The following is a 21,086-nucleotide window of genomic DNA, read 5'->3' as shown; positions in this document are numbered from 1 at the left end:
TTTGTCTGCTCGATTGTCGGAGTGCGGTCGTCAATAGGCTTGCTTATAACGTTTCGCGGCTTGCAGAAGTGGCGAACTTCGTGACCGATTATTTTCGGCTAAGATAAAATTTCTTGCGAAAGATAAACGTGAATTTACTACATATTTCGCCATTTATGCAAACCGCTGTTGTGCGATCGGTTTTTTTCTTCAATATTCAATATTTATTTTTACAGTTAAAAAACCATTAAAAAAATCTATTTCAGATATTTTTGCTTCATATTCGTTTTTTAAAATTTCGTGGACTTCTTCAACTTCATATTCTGGAATATATCCAATAATTTTATTTAAATGTTTTATTTGAATTGCTCTGTTTGAATATTGATTATTCTTTTCGTGTTTTAAAAATACTTCATCATATTCTGAACAATTTGCGGTAATATATTTTTTTCTATTTTCAACGTGTATTCCAACAATTTCATATTCGCTATTATTCTGAAAAGTATTATTTACAATTGGGTTGGCTATATTTTGCGATTTTTTTTGTTCCGCTTCTTTTTGTAATTGCAAATCATATTTGTGGTTTGCATAAGGTTCTTTTACGGTTACTTTTTTTTCACCACTATTAGCAATAATAAATATAAAAAGTCCAATTATTAATATGATTACAATTATTATAGTCATTTTTATCTTTTATTTTTTAACTCTTTATTTTTTGAAATTTTTATAAACCAATTCCCCAAATTGCGATTTCAAATTCATTTTCATCTCTGTTAATTGCTACAGGAAATTTATTTATTTCGTAATCACTCCAACTTCTTCCAAATAGCATATAAAATTCCTTGTCATTATATTCTTCAATATCTTTATTATTAAATTTTCCTTTATTTGAACTATCATTTCCGTAAATTAAATATAGTTCATCAATTAAAGTTTTGATTTTATCAATTTGTACAGTATTTAAGTCGTAGTTTTTAAAACTAAAGTTTTTACATTTTTTATCAATTAATCTAATTTCAATTGTATCAAATAATCCACATTCTTTGTAAGAAATATTTTTTCTAAATACTTCTATAGTATTTCCACTTTCATTTTCAATTGTTTCTGCTTTTACAAAAGTTTCATCAGGAATTGCATTTAAGTCAACTTGGAAAAATTCAAATATCGTTTTTTTCATTTTTAGTTTTTTTAGTTTTAAAAATTATTTTCTATTATCTTTTCTTTATTTTATGCGGTTGCAGTAAACTGTCGCACAACTTGTATATAACATCAAATATATACATCTTTTTGAATGTTTTTTATTATTCATTCAGTTTTTTCTTGTTATTTTCATCTACTAAACGATCAAGTGGACTTACAATCTTATCAGTTGCCATTTTTGAAACATGCGTGTAGATCGTGGTGGTTTTAATACTAGCGTGACCTAGGAATTTTTGAATGTATCTAATATCTGTTCCATTTTCTAATAAATGGGTTGCAAAACTATGGCGTAAGGTATGTACTGTAGCTTTTTTAGATAATCCAGATTTTTTTAAGGCTTGTCGCATCACTGATTGTGCGCTTCCAGCACTGTAAGGCTCTCCTGCATATTGCCCTTCAAAAACGTATTTATTGGGTTCGTATAATTTCTTGTAGATTTCCAGTGAACTCACAATAGAGTAGGGCAACATCACCATGCGGTCTTTCTTTCCCTTGGCATTTTTAATATGAATTTTATGTTCTGAGAATAAGATGTCTCGCCATTCGAGAGTTACAATCTCACTTACTCGTAAGCCTGCTCCATAACCTATTAATAACAATAATTTATGTTTTGGGTTGTCAACCGCTCTAAAAATTTGTAGACATTCTTCCATCGTTAATACAGCGGGTAATTTTTTTTCGCTTTTTGGTCGTGGTAGTTTGAGTTCAAAGCCTTTTTGATGCTCGATTTGTTGGTAATAAAACAATAACGCATTGACCATACTATGTCCAGATGATGCTGATAATCCGCGCTCCATAAGGGATGCTAAGTATTTTATGATTTCTTTTTGTGATATCGTTTTTGGATCTCTAAACTGATGATCACGCAGGAATTTTAAAAAGGAACTCGTATAAGTACGCATTGTTGAACTACTGTAATTAAGTGCCAATATAGTGTCTACCATTAACGAAATATAGTCATGGGCTGCATCAGGAACTTGATTGAATAGTTGTGATTTGGTTTTGCTTAAATCGAGTTGTTTCCTGTTAGGCAAGTTTTGTTTCATCAAATAGCCTTTTGGTAGCCGATTACTCAGCAGCACTTTATGTGGCTCAAATTGCATTGCCATGGCGTCATATACAGTAGGTGCTGCAGGAAGTAAGTAACAGTCTTTTATGGTGCTATAACGCGCCATAGAGAAACGTTTTATTTTTTCTCGCAATACAAGAAAAGGGGGCATATACACTTCCATCCACTTCGAGTCTTCAGGATGTGGTTTTATTATTATTGATTCAGATGTGAAGACCGTTTCATTTTTATGATAATCATTTTCAGGAAAAAAAGCTGATACACCAAGTATTTTTTCTACTTGCTCTTTTGCAGCTAAATTCCTTAATACCATATAAACTTTATAATTGGCATTCCAATAGACTCCTTTTGTAGCTAATAATTGTCTACTGATAACCTGGTAATACTGCATCTTGAAAACCCAATATTTACCTAAATTAGGTAATAATTCTAAACGCATATTTGGTGCTAACGAATTTGTTTTCGTTATATGTTCAGGGTTATTCAGCACTGGGGCCAAATCTAACTGAAGTTCGCTTTTGGCTATGGCTGGAAGGTCACGGCTTATGGTAAGGCCGGCCAGCGGTTGCGTTTTAGACTTTTTTGGATTGTCAATAACCAAATCTTCAAAGTTTTGGCTGATGAGCTTGTAATTCTCAGCATTATAATCAAAATACCAACAACGGAGTGATTTACTGAATACACCTCCCAATTGTCTTAATTGGGAAATAGTAGCGCTATCGTACTTAAAAAAAAGTCCGATTCTATCTGCATCACGATGCCATATCTTTTTTACAATTATTTGCATAAGGCGTATATGAAAGAACTAAAATACCACTTTATTTTAAATAATATCAGTATAATTTATTGATTTTTAATGAACTATGCTTTTTGCTTTGAATGCTGTTTTGTGAATAGTGAAAAGTGGAAAGTTTTGAATTTAAAATGAAGCTACTCTTTATGGAGTTTATTGTTTTTCCTTTCATCTTAAATGTAAAAAGATAATGTGATGGTATTGACTGCGTGAAGGATCGAAGTGGAAATCCTCCCGATTTTTATTCGGGAGATTGTAACACAGAGCCTGACGCAGCTGCAACGGAGTGTAAGCTGGGGCACGCCATTAAGAAAGTGAAAAAGCTTATTTTAAATTATAAATTTTGAATTAAGTTTTGGTCTCTCGACCTGATTTTCGAAAAACGAATAACGAACAACGAACATCGGTCAAAGATTAACAATCAGCCATGTTGACTGCAACAGCCAGACCACCTTCTGAGGTTTCTTTGTATTTATTGTTCATGTCCTTAGCGGTTTCCCACATGGTGTTTACCACTTTGTCCAAAGGGACTTTTGCGTTTTTTGGGTCGGTTTCTAGAGCTAATTCGGCGGCATTTATTGCTTTGATTGCGCCCATTGTATTTCTTTCGATACAAGGTATTTGCACTAATCCGCCAATAGGGTCACAGGTTAATCCCAGGTGATGCTCCATAGCAATTTCGGCGGCCATTAAGACCTGCGCAGGAGTTCCTCCCATCAATTCACAAAGTGCTGCTGCGGCCATAGAAGATGAAACGCCTATTTCGGCCTGACAGCCTCCCATTGCTGCTGAAATGGTAGAGCCTTTCTTAAATATACTGCCTATTTCTCCTGCAACTAGCAAGAATTGTTTGATTTCTTTTTGACCTGCGTCGTGGTTTTCGATGACTAAATAATACATCAAAACCGATGGAATCACTCCGGCACTACCGTTTGTTGGTGCGGTTACGATGCGACCTAATGCTGCATTGACTTCATTTACCGCTAGGGCAAAACAACTAACCCATTTCAGGATTTGACGGAATTTTACTTCGGTCAATCTGATTTGTTCTAGCCAAGTTTGTGGATCACTATAATTAGATAATCCTATTAAATTTTGATGCATATCAAATGCTCTTCGGCGTACATTTAGTCCACCAGGAAGTATTCCTTCAGTGTGACAACCAATATACATACATTCGAGCATGGTATTCCAGATGCGCATTAATTCATGATCTATAACTTCCTCCGTGCGCATGGATTTCTCGTTTTCATAAACGATCTCTGATATCTTTTTATTTTCGGTTTCGCAATATTTTAAAAGATCAACCGCTTTATCAGTAGGGAACGGAAAAGCGCATTTTATTTCTATTTTCTTTTTGGCATTGATTCGCTCTTCTTTTACTACAAATCCACCTCCGATGGAGTAGTAGGTAGCAGTATAAATTTCGGCATCAGCTGCATAGGCCGTAAAGGTCATCCCGTTTGAATGAAACGGTAAAAACTCTTTATTGAAAATGATGTCTTTTTGAATATCAAAAGGAATTGTAAATTCATTCCCTAAAATGATTTGGTTTTTGTCTTTGATGGATTTTATGATTCCATCAATATCATCAACAGGAATGTACTCTGGATCTTGACCGCTTAAACCTAACATAACAGCTAAATCAGTGGCATGACCTATTCCTGTCAACGACAAGGAGCCGTATAAATCAGTTTTGATTCGGGTAACGCTGGCAATTACATTTTCATCTCTCATTTCTTCTAGGAATCGCTCGGCTGCACGCCAAGGTCCTAAAGTATGAGAACTTGATGGTCCAATACCTATTTTAAGCATGTCAAATACCGAAATGCACTCTTCCATAGTAAGCTTGTTTTTTAGACAAATATAATTGAATTTAGCAATGAACAATAGCTAAAACTTATAAATATGAAATTTTAATTACAGATAATTAACATTAAATGATTATTTGATAATTGAAGACTTGGTTGTTTTTTCTGTTTTAAATAAAAATAAATAGGTATTTATCTCAAAATGATTAAAATGGATAGCCAATTGCTAGATTAAATACCAAATTTTCATTTCGCCAAGTACTATTCCCAAAACTTACTTTGTCAAGTACCCATCTATTTCCATCGGGCAAATACGGTTTCCTGATAGGAAAAGCAAGATCAGTCCTAAGTACCAAAAATGAAAAGTCAAATCGAAGTCCGGCTCCAACGCCCACTGCAATTTCGCTCATGAAATCCTTAGAGAATTTAGCCCCAGGTTTGTCTAGATCCTCTTTTAGTAGCCAAATATTTCCAGCATCCAGAAACAAAGCGCCTTTAACTAGTCCGTAAATTTTAGCTCTGTATTCCGTATTAAATTCTAGTTTTAAATCACCCGATTGATCCGGTAAAAAAGTATTGGCGGTAGTTGAGCCATCAAAACTTCCCGGACCTATTGATCGTGCTCTAAAGGCTCTAATACTATTAGTTCCGCCATTAAAGAATTGTTTGATAAACGGCATTTCGTTCGAATTTCCATAAGCAAATCCTGCGCCCACGATAACTCTACTGGCGATTTGTGAGTCTTCAGTTAATTTTAAGTAATGCCTGAATTCATTTTCTATTTTTATAAATTGGCTGAAAGGGACACTAAATACTTTGACTGTATCTCCTGATTTTATATTGGCACCAGAGACTAATCCTGCCACATTTCCTGCTAAGTCAATACTGCCTTTGTAGTAAAAAGTATGTTTTTTCCTTTTTTGCATCGTATTGGTAAAAGTGTAGGAGTAAGTAGGTCCAAAAATCAATTGTTTTTCGATCACTTTCTCTAATGAAGGATTGGCATCAATTTGTTCTTGATACAATGGAGTCACATTTTGCGGACTGGCATAGGTAATTTCGGTTAGGTTTAGCAAATGTTCCTTGCGTTCATTTTCTTTCCATAAATAACCAAAAGAACCTTTGAATGTTTGTAAGGAGTATAATTTGGTTCTGTTTTGAAACTCATATCCTAGCGTCGCTTTTGTCTTTGGCACAAAACCACTAGACGTTTCAAATTTAAAAGGTGCTATTATTCGTGGCCAAATTAAACTAGCTTCGGTTCCCACACGGTACACATTAAAACCGTTATTTTGTCCTGAAACCTGTACTTCAACACCGCCAAAAGCTGATATAGTAAGCTGTTCGGCTCCTTTAAATACATTTCGATTGCTCCAGTTTAGATTTAATTCGGTCCCTGTATAATTAGCTGAATTGGTTTTAGCCAAAACTTCTACACGGATTGATTTTTTGGGTAGCGGAGTCAGATAATAATATGCATCCAAGTAATTCCCGATGGTGTCAGCTACTTTAAATTGGTTTTTTACAAACTTGAAAGTACCTAAGTTTACTAACCTATTTAAAGATAAGTTGTGATTAGTACGGTTGTAATAATCTCCTTTTTTAAAATAAAGCGTACGATCAAAAATACTTGGTTTAAATAGATTTTCAGAATCTATAATCGTGAAATCTTTGTATTTTACGATTGAATCAGAGCTAGTAGAGTCGTCATCTGAATTAATTGAATAATTAGGATACACTACTACATTATTGATCTTGTATTGCAACTTTGAGAGTTCCGGAGAATCTGTTTTTAGTTTGACAATCAAATCTACTTTATGATCAGCCACAGTACTGTCAACTTGTACTAACAAATAATCAGCATTGAAGTAATAAAACCCTTTTTCTTTTAGTCGTGCATCAATGCGCTCTCTTTCCGTTTTTATTACTTCAAGACTGTACGGTTCTCCTGTTTTTAATAAACTACGTCTTTCAGTTTTCCGTACTAAAGAAGCGATAGCTGATGAATCTTGGGGGAATTTTACTTCTCGAATAAAATAGCGTTTGTTAGGCGTTACAGTATAACTAACTTTTGCTTTTTTACCTGATCGAGTGGAGTCAGCAGTGGATTTTGTGTTAAAATATCCATTGTTTTCGCTATGGTTTTGTAAAACACTTTTGTTGTATTCTAGATCTACTTTGCTGTACAATACTGGTGGTTCACCCACTTTTGTGCGTAGCCAGTATCTCAAACCTTTTTCTTTTTTGGGCTGTCCCGCCAAATTATAAAAAAACAGTTTGGGTCTAAATCCTAAGAAAGAATAGTTGGGTTTTGGTCGGACCAGAAGTTCCAATTCTGTTTTTAGTGCTTTACGCTCTTTTTTTGATGGTTCATTTCCCTCAATTTTAATTTTTGCCCCCGTATATAGTAATTCGTCTTTGGGAATTTTATTCGTACCACTGCATCCAGATAATAAGAGGATGGCGAAAAGGAAATAGAGTAGTGGTGCTTTGTTTTTCATAATGCTATAAGTACGATTCATTATTTCTTTTTGTTTTTCTCTTTTGGAGTTTTGCTTTTTTGAAATAATTCTTTAAAATGATTGTAATCCAAAGTAATAATAAAGGCAATTCCTGTTTCTACTACCTGTCCTTGAAGTGCTACCTGATATTTATTTAAACGGTAGGCTTTTAACTTGTAGCGACCATCTTTAGAAAGTTGGTATTCTACAGAAACATCTCCTGCAATAGTGTTTGTTTCTTCATTTGTTTGTTGTGGTCCTTCTAGTCCAAAACTACTTCCTACAGTCACTTTCAATCGGTCATTGAGTAGTTTTTTAGAAATACCCACATTCAAATCAGTTTTATTCTCTAACTGTCCCGTGGTATAATCTTCGGTTGAATCTAAATCAAAATTAAGTTCGACACCACTAATTAAATTCCCAGCTAAATTGTTCAGCTGTTGCGATAGAATTTTACTCGCACTTTGTCTCGCTATTGAATTGATCGAACTACCACCTGCTTCACTGGCAAAAGGATTTTCACCTATAAAGCGATTCAGTAAAAGCAAAGCAAATACTTGCTTGTTAAGTTCGTCTGGCTGCTGACGCAGTTGGGTTAATTTCGCTTGAGTTGTATTGATGATTTCAGTTGAAACGCTATTATTCCCATCAGGTAAAATGATGTCAAAGGAAATAGACGGTTTCATTAATTCACCTTTCATTTTCAATTCAGTTTCAAAAGGAATTTTTTGTTTGTATGTATTTCTTACATCAGCTGTCATACTTCCTAACTGATCATCAACTAGGTCAATAGGAGCAGCTTCATTTTTATAAACAGCAGTAATGTTAATGTCAGCTTCTGTAGGTTCTCCGGTCCAGAGGATATAACTACCACTTTTAATGTCAAATTTTCGTTTGATAAAATTAAAATTCATTTCATAAGCTCCTTCTTTCAACTCATATCTTCCTGTCAAAGTTGTTTTTCCAGAAGGATCAATTCCACCATTTAACTGGGCTTCTCCTTTTAATTTTAAAAAATCTCCATTGGCTTTATCAATTACAATTGATAATTCAGCCTCTTTATCAACTTCAATATTTACAGATGCATTGATTCCCTTTATTTCAGTTTTGCTTAAATTAGGATCTACAGCAACGGTTTGAACCAGCGAAGGATTATCCTGATCAATAAATTCTACAATTCCTTCTCGATCTGCAATGGAAGGATCAGATTGTGGCATAACAATAGTCAATTTTGTGCCTTTATTTACTTTGATGTTTCCGTCAACAATAGGATTATTAAGGTCTCCTTTTATTCGTAAATGGTTGTCTAAAAACACTTCACCAAAGAATAGATCATTGTCTTTTTGTTTAGAATTTAAGGCTTGAAAATTATCAGCATCCAAGGTCAAGTCAAAACCAAAATTATTGAAATTAGAACTGTTGATTTTTCCATTAATTACTAAGTCATTGTCTTTCTCATCTTTAATGGTAAAACGATCAAATACAATAACATCATTTGAAAAAGAAACAACATCATTCATGGATTTGAATGTTGCATTGAGTTGTGTTACTTTAAATCCTATTTCATTCAACTTCAAATCGCCGTTCATTTTAGGCTGGTCCAGCGTTCCTGTTATTTTGAATTTTCCGTTAAAAAAACCAGTGCTTTCTTTTAGGTTGCCCAAAGTAAATCCTTGAACACTTTTCAGATTCAATTTTACAATATCTAAGTTGAAGTCCATAACTCCATTTCCTGTTTTGTAAACTCCATCTAAATCGACTTGGTTGTCCTGACCTGTTATAGCGATCTTTGCATTGTAGTTATTGGCAATCTTATTATCTACTTGGATATTAATAGTTCCAACGGTATCTTTCTTAAATGCAAAATTATCAATGGTAAGATTAGACGTAAAAACAGCAGTTTTACTTATATTTTTTAATAAAACAGTTCCATTTGTATTCCCACTAATAGTGAAATCGCTTTTCTCAGCTATACTACTTAAGGTTTCAATTTTAAAATCTTTCAAATTAATTGCTAGAGGAGCATTTGCTTGTTCAGATTGTGATTGAAGCGCTATACTACTACCGTCTTTACTTAATTCAACATTATTAGCGTAGATGCCTTTTGCTCCAAAACGGATTACATTATCAGCATCTATTTTCCATGATTCATAATTGAGCAGTAAATTCTTTGGATCAAAATGGATATCATTATTTCCTTTTTTTGCATCAAGCGTACCAGCAATCAAATACTTTTCTTTGTCGTTTAAGTCTTTTAATTGCAAGATATAATCGGCAGTATTGTTTTGTACTTTTCCAGTTAGGGAAGTATATGGTAATTGAAACTGATCGTTTTGTAAATCATCAACCATTAAGTTATAAAGTAAAGCCTTGTCTTTGGTATCTACTTTTAGAACAGCATTGGTTAATGTGTTTCCACCATAAATTAGTTTTGGAATAGCAGCATTCAAAACAATGGAATCATTAACAGTATTGTATCTTCCAGAAATAGCTATGGGTTCTAAACTTTTTAATTCAGGTATCACTTTTACTAAAAGAGGACTGTCAGAAATGGCAATTTTAAATTCTAACTCTTGTTTCTCAGAATTTTTAATAGTCGAATGTGGTGCTGTAGTGTAATATTTTGAAATTGAATTAGACAAGGCTGCGCCAATTTTAGAAAGCTTGTATTTCCCATTTACGGCAGCAGTCATAAATGGAGATTTTAAATTCAAAGTATTTTTCTCAGCTGTAGAAGTTGCAATTAATGTAATGGAGTCTGTAACAAATTGCTCCTTGTCATCAGCAACAGTCAGATTTAAAATATTAAACTTTCCATTTAAGTAATCCATATTTGCTGATTGAATATCAGCATCAACCACACCTCTAATTTTCATTGGTCCAGCATGCAAATTCAATTTTTCCAGGTCAGCAATGTCTATGTTTAACTTTATTTTACCAGCAGGGTACTTGTCCCTAAAGCTTCCGCTGCTCACTAAATCAAAAGTTAAGTTAGAATCGGTGCTGTTAGCATTTGCTTTAAAGAGTCCTTTGTTAATAGTCCCATCAAGGTCTAAGTCTTGATAGGTATATTTGTTGTAATTGATTTTAGAAATTGTTCCTTTTATAGAACTGTTTGCTGTTTTTAGATCTAAGCCAGTTCCTTTTATCGATGCCTTTAAACTGATCTTACCAATAGTATTATCTTTAATCAGTTTACCTAAATCAAAATTTTCTAGTTCTGTTTGAGCGTTGTATTTTTCGTTGTTTTTTCTGCTTTGGTCGTATTGCGCATTTATTTTTGCTTTACCAAAACTGCTGCCCATAACTAAATCAGTTGCAAAATTATTTATGGTTCCTTTGAAGTTTCCTTTCACGTTAAATAATGCGGGTAGCTGTATTGTATTTGGAATGGTTTCTTTTGGCACAAATGTGGCAATATCTTTCGCAGAAGTTTCAAAGTTGGTGATATTCAAATCGAAATAGGCTTTGTTGACATCCGGCAATCCTTTTATGCTACCACTTGAGGCAATTTTTGTTTGACCGATGCCACTGATTTCAAATTTCGGAATTTTTAAGTCATTCAACTTACCAGTAACTTTACTGTTTAACAGCAGAACGGCATTAGGATTAGAACTAAAAGGTTTTTTGTTTGATAGTTCAGGCATAAAAAGAAGAACGTCCTCAAATCCTATTTCACTTTTTTTCAATGAAGCATTAATACTCAATTGTCCATAATCTTTTCTCAGCGCTTCAATCGAAGGGTAACCCACAAGAATTTCGTCCTTTATTACAGTTTTTGGGGTTTTTAAATATAATTTTTTTAGAAATGCATTTTTCTCACCGTAATAAAATTCAGTTTTTAATGACTGAATATTCAGACCACTTTGTTCTTTTACTTTAAAAGAATTGATGCTTCCAGAAATCCCTACAGGACTATAACGTATGTTTTTGGCATCTAAGACTAATGACGAAAGCTTAAGATGGTTATAATCAATTCCCTTTTGTACTGCTTTTGCATTTTGATCATCGTAAGCAAAATCGACTCCCTTAATTTTGGATTCTCTAATTTTTATTTCCCAACCAGTAGCTTCATTTGAAACCAATTCTTTTTTAACTTGTTCTACTTTACCAAAAGCCAGTTTTCCATCGGCATTAGAAAGCGTAATGTTGTGTATCAATATAAATCGATTGTAAATATCTGTTTTATCAAATTTCACTCCTAGTTTTTTAAGCAATAGGGAAGTGGTTAATTTTGTCTTTTCATCCTCGTAGTCAATATCAACTTTGGATAAATCAATTTCACCTAACTGAAACTTATAAATTGTGGCAGGAGCAGTGTCTGTAGTGACTGTGTTCTTGGCTATTCCTTGTTTTAATTTTAGTTGTAAGCCTTTGACGGTTACTTTTGGAACCTCAAAATCCATTTTTTGCAAATCAAAAGTTCTGATTCGGGTATCTAAATGCTTCAGATTCATAGAAAAATTAATTTTCGCAAAATCGTCTTTAAGTTTGACTGTGGTTTGGTCTAGATTAATTTTATCGAGGGAAATAACCATTGGTGTTTTGGTCGTGTCAACTGGGGAAGAAAAGGCTTTTAAGATGTAATCAAAATTAAAAACAGCATCTGAATTCCGACTTAAATTTAAGGTTACGCCCTCAAGGTCTACTGAGTTTATTTCAATTGTATTATTCATCAACTGCAATAAACTGATGTCTACAGCCAATTTTTTTCCAGATAAAAGGGTTTGCTTTTTTTGGTCTTCAAAATAAACTCCTTTTAGAATTATTTTTTCAGGAAATTCAATTGAAAGAGTATCGACTCTTACTTTCGTTTGAATTTTTCCTTCAAGGTAACTAACTGCTTGATTTTTGGCTAGATTTTGAACAGCTGGGATTTGAATAAGTAGTAGCAGTAATAGCAATAATGCAGTGACTATTCCTAATGTCCATTGGAAAACTTTTAGACTCTTTTTTATTACCTTTTTCAAATGTGTGTTTTTTAATAGAAAAAAATCAAATTCTAATTTAAACTAACTACAAAGATGAAAATTTAAATCGGAAATGTTTTATAAAATCAGCAGTTTATCTATTAAAATTATTGGATTTAACTCTTTACTGATTCGCTATTTTTTATCAAGTCTAAAGCGTTAATTCTGGAGGGATTTCATGTTATTGAGTTTAAGTTCTGTATACTGGAATTTCATTAAAGTACTCGGCTTGTTTTTCTTGTAATAAAAAGTCTTTAACGGCCATCAGCATGGCCTTGTTTGAGGTAAATAGTTCCCTGTTAAAATTGATTACCGTAGTGATGTCTATGTCTTCAATAGTGGCGTTTTGTGCTTCAGTATAAAAGTTGTTAAGTGCTGAAGTATAGTTAGTTTGAATAGTGTCATACACAGTTTGTAGATTTTCGAAAGTTGCATTTTTGTCTTGAATCATAAATGCATTTAATTCTAGATATAAGGTTTTGGTTTCTTTCCTATGATGGACGAAAAAATTGTATTTAATTTCTTTTGAGGAATGGCGTAGGTTAGAAATGTTACTTCCTATGTCCTTGACACTTTTAACGGAATGCAGTGAACTGCGTACGGCAGAGATTAGTTGGTTTATTTCAGAATGCTGTTCTATTCGTAATTTAGGTCTTAATTCCAAATAGAAAGCTTGTAACTCGCCCTGTAACTGCTTTAGGAAATCATACTTTTCTTCTACGGTCTTTAAATAATATCTATTCTTTTCATTTATGCTTTTAAAATCAGGGTTTTCACGAAGTAGGCGAGTATCGATTTTAAACAATTCAAGATTGAAAATCATGGAGTTATGAATAAAATATTTTGTTTCTCTTCTAAATAAATCCAAGGCTGTTACTGGTTCTGCGTAGGAGGCGTGCCCTATGAAAGCGGTAGTTGAACCATCGGAATCTTTGAAGAACCGTTCTAGAAAACTAGTAAAAGTATCTAGTAAAGGCAAGAAGATAGAAATGGCTGAAAAGTTTATTAAAGTCGAAAAAGCCACCAGAGCGATAAGATGGTCTTTAATATTAAATACATCTGTTATAAGAAAGAGCAGAGGTTTTAATAAAAGGAAGGCAAAAACAGTTACAAATACATTAAAAAGAACATTTCCCAGAACGATACGTTTTTTTGATACATTTCCGCCTATGGCTGCAAAAATTATTTTAATTGTGGTTCCTGTTTGAGATCCCAGAATAATTGCAGCGGCTATTGGTAAACTAATGGCATCTACATGCAGCGCACTCAGAGTTAGGGCCATGGTAACGGAACTGGACTGCACTACCAAAGTAATGACAAAACCGATAAGCAGGAAAACAGCCAATGGCATTTGGGCATATTGGGAAAAATCAAAAATTTTGACTTGAGCCTGCATCGCGGTTTTCATAAAGCCAAGACCGATAAAAAGGAGGCCAAATCCAAACAGGAAAAATGCAATGTATTTAGTGGTTTTTCGACTACCAAATAAGATTAGCAGCAGGCCTCCAAGACAGACTGCTGGATAAGCAATAACTTCTATATCGACGTTAAAACCAAGTGTGGCGACTAGCCAGCTATCGAGTGTAGTTCCTAAATTTGCACCTAGTACTATAGCCATCGCGTTCCTCATAGTAAAAACGCCAGCTCCCACAAATGCCAACACCATAAAAGATACCATAGAACTGCTCTGCAGAATACCGGTAACTATTGCTCCTCCTGCTGCGGCACCAACCTTGTTTTTTGTAATTCGTTGCAAAAAGAGCTTGAAGCTTCTGCCAGAAAGATTTTTTAGAGAGTCCTCCAATAGGTATATGGCAAAAAGAAATAAGCCAATTCCTGCCAAAAGTTTTAAAATATGATTAAATGTTTCCATAACTAAAGATAACAATAAAATGATGTGTCATGAAAAAACGTTTGTTTTTGTGCCTCGATATTTCGGGGTATATGATAGGAATAGAGTGGTTTTTAGACTTATTTACCCCAGTAAGTAACAATTATAAAAAGTATAATAGCGAAAATGCCTAATAAAGACACAATAAAGAATTTGTCCGCAATTTGTTCTAGTTGCTGCTCTTTCTTAGTATCTGGCGTTCGTATCGAAAAGAACGAGAAGACAGATGAAATGGTTAGTAATAGTGCAACTATAGCGGTAAACTCATCAATATAACTATTATTAGATTTATCACCTATGTGCAATGAAGTAATGATGAATAGGCAAAATCCCAATAGGTTTGCTGATGTACTTAAAATGTGTTGTGAGGTTCTATTTGCCAAAGTAATTTCTGTTGGATTATCCTATTTTTATGATGCAATAGTTGCTTCTGCAATTAAAGGCTTTTATACTGTTGTAAAGTATCAAAGCGGATTATAAAAGTATAAAAAAAACTGCAGCTTTTTGCGCTGCAGTTTGTATTTATAAAGCGGTAGTGAATCAAAAGAAATAATTGACAAATGAGAAACAAGACTCTTTCCTAAAACAAATAAATAGTTAAGCTCAACTGAATTTTAATTTAGCTGAAATAGCGTGTAAATAAATGTGTCTTCGTTCCTTATATGAAAATTGATACTTGTGATTACCGCCTAGAACGTAAAGTCCTCTAAAAAGGTTTCATTTCAGCTTTTCGTTTTCTCAGTTGTACCTCTAAATCCCGAATGGTTTCAGCAACGGCCATTTCGAAAGTTTCCTCATTTGAAGAAGCAAATATTTGCGGACCGGGACAACTCAGGATAACATCACAAATTTTCCCTTTTCCGTTGGATTTTTTTTCTTCTTTAAAAACCACTTTTGCGCGAATAAGCCAATTATAATGCTTTGCTAAATTTTCTAATTTTTCAAAAACTAAGTTGTCTGCTGTAGCATTTGGTTCCGCTTGTACAAATTGAGTTGTAATTTCCATAATTGCTGTTTTTTAAGGTTAGTATAATTTTGATGCATTTTCGTTTTATTATTGTATTAAAACGAATTCATTATTAATTCCTGAAAGAACTTTTTAAATAGGGGTAACTACTCAAATTTACACATAAAATTTAAAGAAAACTAAGTTTAAAATGTTAAACAAACTAAAAAATAGGTAGAAAAAGGATTAAATCTGTTGATATACGGTAATTTCTATATAAACTTAAAAAAGGCTGGCTATCATTGATAGCCAGCCTTTTTAGAATGCTTGATGTTATTTACAAACTCTAGTAATAAAAGTGCTTAAAGTTGGATGAAATCTTCACTTTTTGGCATAGCAGCGAAAGCTTCCAAAGCAATTTCAGGAACTGGATCACACAATTTACGCAGTTTAGTATCCATCCAAGCTCCATCAACGGTGATAGTAGAATGTAGTACGTTAGCTTCATTCACAAATTCGTGTACAATTGACCAGCGCGAACCATCAGCTTTTAATTTAGAGACTTTGGTATGCATGAAGATGGCATCTGACAGTTTTATTTCTTTTCTAAATACACATTCTTCTCTAAAAAGTATCGGTCCAAAATGATTCATTTGTAAAGCTTTCATGGTCAAGCCAAGGCTCTCCAAGATCTCTATACGGTGTTGCGCTCCAAAGTCGTAATAAGCACTATGACGCACATGAAAATTAGGGTCAAGATCTGACCAACGAAAGGATAACTGTTTGCTGAAAGATTTCATTATGTTTTTGTTTGTTTAAATTCGTTTTTTGCTTTTTATGAAGCTGTTCCAAATTTATAAAACTTTAGGCGAATTCCTATGCCATACAAGTCCTTAATGGCAAATTTATTCAAAGGGCGAAAATAGGCAGCTGAAAGGCTTTTCGAAACAAAAACAGCAATAAAGAGTAAAGATAGTTTCAAATATTAAAAATTTAAAGTTTTGGGTACGCTTGTGTTAAAAAGCTCAAAAAAAATGTTTTTTTAGGAATTGGATTATAATTCAAAAGGAATGAAAAAGTAACTATATTTGTTTTCTTATAAGCAATAAAATTAAATAGTTATGAACGGCATATCTAAATTAGTCCTTATTCTCCTTTTAGTAATATTTGATAGTAATTCATTATCAGCACAGTCAGATGCAGAAAAAGCAAATGCGATTGTAAATGAAATGCTTGATGCTATGGGAGGGATCAAAAATTACAATAACACTCATTTTATTCAATGGGAATTTGTAAAACGAAAATTGTATTGGGATAAATGGACAGGCGATGTTCGCGTCGAAAACCCAGAAGCAAACCAAACTATTCTAGTAAATATCAATACCCTAAAGGGAAAAGTATACGAGAACGGGGTTTTAGTTGTAGATGTAAAAAAGGCTAACGAACTGCTGATAAAAGCTAAGAATTGGTGGATTAATGATTCGTATTGGTTAGTGATGCCATGGAAATTACAAGATCCTGGAGTCAATCTAACTTATGTGAAAACCGAAAAATTAGCCAATGGAAAAACAGTAGATATTTTACAGTTAACTTTTAATCAAGTAGGAGTAACACCAGATAATAAATACTGGCTTTATGTAGATCAACAAGACCATTTAATTAAACAATGGGCGTATTATAAAAATTTTGATGATGCAGAACCAAAATTCCTTAAGCCTTGGGATAACTATCAAAAAGCAGGTACTATATTGCTATCTTTTAATAGAGTTAATGAGGATGTAGGACCTAAAAATGTGATTGTCAAATCAGATTTTGACGCATCCATTTTTAGTAAACTGTAAGTTATATATTGGCATCCTGATGGATGCCATTTTTTTTAATGTTATTGCTAAACTTTTTTAGACGCTCAGTTTATTTTCCGCTTAATGCTGTTTCAAAAACACCAACAGCAAGTTCAGCCCAAATTAGAAGAAGAGTAAGGAATAGAATAATACAAATTACGATTCGGTTCTTGTTTTTTCTAATTTTCCTTAGTGCCAGTTCACACATTAAACCAGTACTAAATAAAAGAACTGCTGCGACAACAAAATCTAATAAAGTCCAATTTACTTCATTAGTGAACTGCATCGCTATTAATGGTATCAGTAATATAATTGCAACAACGAGCAGGATAATGCTAAGTCTTTTGTTGTGTAAAATCATAAGTTTTCTTGTAAGGGTCACAATGCTTTAGGAGTGCTGTATAAACAATAACAGAATTCAGCTATAATTTTCGAATTATTTTAGCTCTATTTTGTCAATTATGAGCTTGAATTTTTCCGACTTTTTATTGCCTATTAGAAAAGCTATTTCTTCAATATGATTCTGAGAAAAATCAGGTAAATCCATTTTTTTGCCCCTGAAAGATGGATACATATCCTTTAACGGAATTTCTATTTCTTGCCAGGCTCCAGAAGTAGCGAAGGCGCTGATGTACCAATAATAATTACTTGAATTGTCTTTTATTCGTAGCTGGTACTTCTTGCCATCTCCCCTAAGTTTAAGGATGATTTTGTTGTCTTTATTGACTTTTATTTTGTCAAATGGGTAACGTACCATAGAGAAACCCCCATTATTTTCCAAAGAGACAGAACCTTCAAATACGCCATGTCCATCAGGACTTAATTTAAAAGTACCCGATGATTCTCCTCCCATCACTGCATCATCAACAATTTTCCAGCCTTGGATATTGGCATTTTTATTAAAATCAAAAATGATTTGGCGGTTCATAAAAACAGTCAAAATAATAATTCCCATAAGATAGTTCATAACTTCCTTTTTAAAATGTTAACAATGTCTTTTCAAATATAAAAATAGGACAGAGGTAGACTCGATAAATCGCTAATATTAGCTAAAATAATATTCAGTTTATTTGATCTTATAATCGCTCAAGATTATTCTTATTCCGTCTTGATAGTTCGTTAGCTTAAAATCAGGAAAATTAGCTTTGAATTTTGAGGAATCAAAAATATTATCAATAGCGTAACGTGGTAGTAATTCCTGTGTTTCTTTAAGGTTTTTGTCAAAAAACGAACCTATTTTCAAGACCCACCAACTTAACACATCATATTTTATTTTGCGACCTAATTGGTTAGCAATTTCGTCAATAAATTGTTTGTAGGTTAATCTGTTGTCATCACAAGGCAGATGCCAGGTTTGTCCATAAGCACTCGAAGTGTTTCCTATTAATGCCATCGCCTTACTAGCATCAGGAGTAAAAATCAGTGTGCGTAAAACGTTGTCTTTTAGGAAGACCTTGGGGTTTTTGCCTTTTTTTAAATTGTCAAACACTAAAGTATTAGTAAGTCCTTTGGTTTTTCCGGGGCCATAAAATTCTGGAGCCCTACAAATTACTGCCTCAATTTCTTTGTTGGCAATGGCTTTTAATAATAGTTCAGCCGCCATTTTTTTTCCTCTTCCTTTTTTACCTTCAGATTCTAAAGGTGTTTTTTCTGTCTGAATAGGACTGTCTTGTGGATAGGCATAGGTATTGTCAAAATAGACCAATTTGCAGTTGTTTTGCTTGCAAGCTGCAATTACGTTTTCCATTATCATCACCCAATCCCTAAGCCATATTTCAGAATCATATGGCAGTCCAACTGTTAGGTAAGCAATTTGGGTATTTTCAAGTGCTTTATTGACACTTTCAGCATTGAGTAAATCCGCTTTAAAAAGTAAATCATCAGGATGTACTTTTTGTGGATTTCGACCCACCAGTTTAATTTCCTGAGTATACTTATCGCGCAATTCTTTGGCTAGTTCCTCACCAATTATTCCGTTTGCCCCTAATATTGTTTGCATTTTAAATATCTGTTTATATGATTGGCTTATTCAGCTGTTGTGCTAAGGTATCGATTATAACTAACAAATTATTGGAATTTGGATTACTTGTAGGTCATACTGTACAAGTCAAATCCCTTTGCCCAATAATCCTTTTCAATTTCCTTCAGGATGAATCCGTTTTTCTCGTAGAATTTGTATGCCAGTTGAGAAGTTCTTACCATAATGGTTGTAATATTATCCATCGATTTTAAAAGATCAATTCTATATTTTAAAAGCGATTGTCCAATTCCAAGTCCTTGAAATTTTGGGTCTATAAAGTCCCAGCTAATTTTTGCAGTTTTGCCGTTGGCTTCAAAGTTTATTCCTCCAGCACCGATGATCTGCTGCTCTATTGCTATAATGTAGTATTTTTCAATTTTGTGCTCTAGATAGTATTCAAAATCTTCAATTTAACTTTTGGCAAAAAAATCAGGAACGTTGAGTTTTAGTACCGCTAGAGCACTGTCCTTGTTAGTTGTTTTGTATTCTCTGATAATTAAGTTGTCAATCATTTTCTTCAAGAGTTTACAGAAAAAAATATAGAATCTTAGACGAATTTTTCTTTCTTCGAATAGCTTAAAAGTGAGTTATAAAAAGTAAGAGCTATTTAATTTAACCTAGGATTCTGAGAGTAAAAAATCACTACTTTTTTGACATCAATGTACTATTTATCCTGAATCAAGGTATACAGAAGTATTTCCTCGGTTTCATTTGGTAGTATTATGTTTTTCTCAAACTGAAGACCAATTTTCGTTAACAAAGCCTGTGAAGCTTTATTTTTAATAGAAGTTATTCCGCTAATCTGATTTAGTTTAAAATCATTAAAAGCGATTTCTTTTAGATGATTAACGCTTTCAAAGCCATAGCCTTTCTTCTCAAAATCCGGAAGGAATGCAAAACCAATATCAATCCCATTTACACCCTCTCTATCGTAAAGGCCGCAAGAACCTATTTTTTCACCATCTGATTTTCTGATTATAGTGTAATTGCCATAACCCAATCTTTCGAATTGAGGGATGAATTTGGTTTTGATATAGTTCTCAACCTCCTTGATAGTTTTTAATTTACGGTCTCCTATAAATTCAATCCATTTTGGACTGTTAAAAAGACTTCTTATAAATTCAGCATCTGCAGTGGTTGTGGGTTTTAGAATTAATCTTTCGGTTTCTAATGATTTCAATCTATTCACTTTTTATATTGTGTTAATGGTGCTATTGTGAGAACTCGCTCGGGACTAAATTAAGTAATTTATGCGAATCATCAACTAATATGGCAAATCCAAAACTGACTTCAAAGTGTAGCTTGGATACAATTGTGGGAAACTGCTATTGAAATATAAACTGCTAAAGTAGGCGTACATTTTCTAGGCGGTAGCGAAGGACATTATATAGTATAGTTAGCGGCTTTTCAACAAAAATTTCCTGCAGAAAAATCACTATTTTATAAAATTAAAGATTTGATTTGGTATATAAACCGTTATTAGTGAGGTGTTTATAAAATCTGTTTTACTGTTTTTTCTACTTTAAAGTACTGATAACCTGTGGTTTTTGCTTAACTTAGTAAATGGGATTGAATATTTTCGGTTTTTTCGGTTAGATTTTACTGAAAGAATCGGAATACAGTAATTCTTAGGGATAATTTTATTCAAATTACTAAAAAGATAAATATTATGAAAATTGCAAAAGACAACATTGAAGTTAAAATGGAGATTCCAGGAGCAATTATCCGTCAGAAAACTGATTTTGGAGACGCTACTGGATTAGGTAAAATTAGCGGTGAGTATTTTAGCCTTTCTGCGGGAGTTGATACAACTCCTTTATTTCTGGGTCTTGAAGGGGATTTGTGCCAATGCCCTCACTGGGGATTTGTTATAAAAGGTCAGCTCGCTACCACTGATGCTAACGGTATCGAAGAAGTTGTGGATGCAAATGATTTATTTTACTGGCCACCAGGGCATAATGTAAAAGTGAATTCAGATGCCGAGATTATTATGTTTAGTCCTCAGAATGCGCACAGCCAAGTGATTAATCATATGATTGAGAAGACCAAGGCGTAGAACTTAAAA

17 protein-coding genes are annotated in these 21,086 nt (G+C 33.4%); 2 read left to right on the top strand and 15 right to left on the bottom strand.

The annotated features are described in order from the left end of the window. Positions 1-189: 189 nt before the first annotated feature. From BLV91_RS04465 to BLV91_RS04420, 10 genes are all read right to left on the bottom strand, one after another. Positions 190-663 carry an HIRAN domain-containing protein gene (locus BLV91_RS04465; protein WP_091430122.1) on the bottom strand — a complete coding sequence of 158 codons (474 nt, stop codon included), beginning with the start codon at positions 661-663 and terminating at the stop codon, positions 190-192. A 40-nt stretch (positions 664-703) separates the two neighbouring features. Beyond that, positions 704-1,156 carry a hypothetical protein gene (locus BLV91_RS04460; RefSeq protein WP_091430121.1) on the bottom strand — a complete coding sequence of 151 codons (453 nt, stop codon included), beginning with the start codon at positions 1,154-1,156 and terminating at the stop codon, positions 704-706. A 124-nt stretch (positions 1,157-1,280) separates the two neighbouring features. Next, on the bottom strand, positions 1,281-3,035 hold the full coding sequence (locus BLV91_RS04455; protein ID WP_091430120.1) for a tyrosine-type recombinase/integrase: 1,755 nt from the start codon (positions 3,033-3,035) through the stop codon (positions 1,281-1,283). Positions 3,036-3,455: 420 nt separating this feature from the next. Then, on the bottom strand, positions 3,456-4,883 hold the full coding sequence (locus BLV91_RS04450) for an L-serine ammonia-lyase (protein ID WP_091430119.1): 1,428 nt from the start codon (positions 4,881-4,883) through the stop codon (positions 3,456-3,458). Between the two features lie 175 nt (positions 4,884-5,058). Continuing rightward, positions 5,059-7,374 carry a translocation and assembly module lipoprotein TamL gene (tamL, locus tag BLV91_RS04445; protein WP_175513951.1) on the bottom strand — a complete coding sequence of 772 codons (2,316 nt, stop codon included), beginning with the start codon at positions 7,372-7,374 and terminating at the stop codon, positions 5,059-5,061. After that, positions 7,374-12,323, bottom strand: a complete 4,950-nt coding sequence (locus BLV91_RS04440; protein ID WP_091430117.1) for a translocation/assembly module TamB domain-containing protein — start codon at positions 12,321-12,323, stop codon at positions 7,374-7,376. Before BLV91_RS04440 ends, tamL begins: the two co-directional genes overlap by 1 nt. A 190-nt stretch (positions 12,324-12,513) precedes the next feature. Then, complete coding sequence (locus BLV91_RS04435) at positions 12,514-14,196, bottom strand: Na/Pi cotransporter family protein (RefSeq protein WP_091430115.1); 1,683 nt, start codon at positions 14,194-14,196, stop codon at positions 12,514-12,516. Between the two features lie 98 nt (positions 14,197-14,294). Further along, positions 14,295-14,597, bottom strand: coding sequence for a hypothetical protein (locus tag BLV91_RS04430; RefSeq protein ID WP_091430113.1), 303 nt, complete (start codon positions 14,595-14,597; stop codon positions 14,295-14,297). A 323-nt stretch (positions 14,598-14,920) separates the two neighbouring features. Further along, a complete protein-coding gene (locus tag BLV91_RS04425; protein ID WP_091430110.1) occupies positions 14,921-15,220 on the bottom strand; it encodes an HPF/RaiA family ribosome-associated protein in 300 nt (99 codons plus the stop codon). A 302-nt stretch (positions 15,221-15,522) separates the two neighbouring features. After that, positions 15,523-15,960 (bottom strand): acyl-CoA thioesterase, encoded by a 438-nt coding sequence (locus tag BLV91_RS04420; protein ID WP_091430109.1) that lies wholly within the window; start codon positions 15,958-15,960, stop codon positions 15,523-15,525. 321 nt (positions 15,961-16,281) lie between these two features. Here BLV91_RS04420 and BLV91_RS04415 point away from each other — a divergent pair, with 321 nt between their 5' ends. Continuing rightward, a complete protein-coding gene (locus BLV91_RS04415) occupies positions 16,282-17,001 on the top strand; it encodes a DUF6503 family protein (RefSeq protein ID WP_091430107.1) in 720 nt (239 codons plus the stop codon). Between the two features lie 70 nt (positions 17,002-17,071). On the opposite strand, the gene BLV91_RS04410 is transcribed toward BLV91_RS04415, so the two are convergent. From BLV91_RS04410 to BLV91_RS04390, 5 genes are all read right to left on the bottom strand, one after another. Continuing rightward, positions 17,072-17,362, bottom strand: coding sequence for a hypothetical protein (locus BLV91_RS04410; RefSeq protein ID WP_091430106.1), 291 nt, complete (start codon positions 17,360-17,362; stop codon positions 17,072-17,074). Positions 17,363-17,437: 75 nt separating this feature from the next. Further along, positions 17,438-17,968 carry a CIA30 family protein gene (locus BLV91_RS04405; protein WP_091430104.1) on the bottom strand — a complete coding sequence of 177 codons (531 nt, stop codon included), beginning with the start codon at positions 17,966-17,968 and terminating at the stop codon, positions 17,438-17,440. Between the two features lie 99 nt (positions 17,969-18,067). Beyond that, positions 18,068-19,000, bottom strand: coding sequence for an NAD-dependent epimerase/dehydratase family protein (locus BLV91_RS04400; protein WP_091430102.1), 933 nt, complete (start codon positions 18,998-19,000; stop codon positions 18,068-18,070). Positions 19,001-19,083: 83 nt separating this feature from the next. Beyond that, positions 19,084-19,431: a GNAT family N-acetyltransferase gene (locus BLV91_RS04395; protein ID WP_217636953.1), complete on the bottom strand. Its 348-nt coding sequence runs from the start codon at positions 19,429-19,431 to the stop codon at positions 19,084-19,086. A gap of 254 nt (positions 19,432-19,685) precedes the next feature. Continuing rightward, positions 19,686-20,210, bottom strand: a complete 525-nt coding sequence (locus tag BLV91_RS04390) for a GNAT family N-acetyltransferase (protein WP_317039682.1) — start codon at positions 20,208-20,210, stop codon at positions 19,686-19,688. A 513-nt stretch (positions 20,211-20,723) separates the two neighbouring features. Between BLV91_RS04390 and BLV91_RS04385 the strand changes: the two genes are divergently transcribed. Then, positions 20,724-21,077, top strand: coding sequence for a cupin domain-containing protein (locus tag BLV91_RS04385; protein ID WP_245709602.1), 354 nt, complete (start codon positions 20,724-20,726; stop codon positions 21,075-21,077). Positions 21,078-21,086 lie beyond the last annotated feature (9 nt).

Origin of the sequence: Flavobacterium degerlachei, assembly GCF_900106645.1 — a bacterium.
Lineage (GTDB): Bacteria > Bacteroidota > Bacteroidia > Flavobacteriales > Flavobacteriaceae > Flavobacterium > Flavobacterium degerlachei.
Note: the sequence above shows the minus strand (reverse complement) of the source record. Positions and strands in the feature narration are given on the sequence as shown.

Coding starts and splice junctions, on each gene's coding strand:
- BLV91_RS04465 (WP_091430122.1), bottom strand. CDS start 663: ATGACTATAATAATTGTAATCATATTAATAATTGGACTTTTTATATTT.
- BLV91_RS04460 (WP_091430121.1), bottom strand. CDS start 1,156: ATGAAAAAAACGATATTTGAATTTTTCCAAGTTGACTTAAATGCAATT.
- BLV91_RS04455 (WP_091430120.1), bottom strand. CDS start 3,035: ATGCAAATAATTGTAAAAAAGATATGGCATCGTGATGCAGATAGAATC.
- BLV91_RS04450 (WP_091430119.1), bottom strand. CDS start 4,883: ATGGAAGAGTGCATTTCGGTATTTGACATGCTTAAAATAGGTATTGGA.
- tamL (WP_175513951.1), bottom strand. CDS start 7,374: ATGAATCGTACTTATAGCATTATGAAAAACAAAGCACCACTACTCTAT.
- BLV91_RS04435 (WP_091430115.1), bottom strand. CDS start 14,196: ATGGAAACATTTAATCATATTTTAAAACTTTTGGCAGGAATTGGCTTA.
- BLV91_RS04425 (WP_091430110.1), bottom strand. CDS start 15,220: ATGGAAATTACAACTCAATTTGTACAAGCGGAACCAAATGCTACAGCA.
- BLV91_RS04420 (WP_091430109.1), bottom strand. CDS start 15,960: ATGAAATCTTTCAGCAAACAGTTATCCTTTCGTTGGTCAGATCTTGAC.
- BLV91_RS04415 (WP_091430107.1), top strand. CDS start 16,282: ATGAACGGCATATCTAAATTAGTCCTTATTCTCCTTTTAGTAATATTT.
- BLV91_RS04410 (WP_091430106.1), bottom strand. CDS start 17,362: ATGATTTTACACAACAAAAGACTTAGCATTATCCTGCTCGTTGTTGCA.
- BLV91_RS04405 (WP_091430104.1), bottom strand. CDS start 17,968: ATGAACTATCTTATGGGAATTATTATTTTGACTGTTTTTATGAACCGC.
- BLV91_RS04400 (WP_091430102.1), bottom strand. CDS start 19,000: ATGCAAACAATATTAGGGGCAAACGGAATAATTGGTGAGGAACTAGCC.
- BLV91_RS04385 (WP_245709602.1), top strand. CDS start 20,724: ATGGAGATTCCAGGAGCAATTATCCGTCAGAAAACTGATTTTGGAGAC.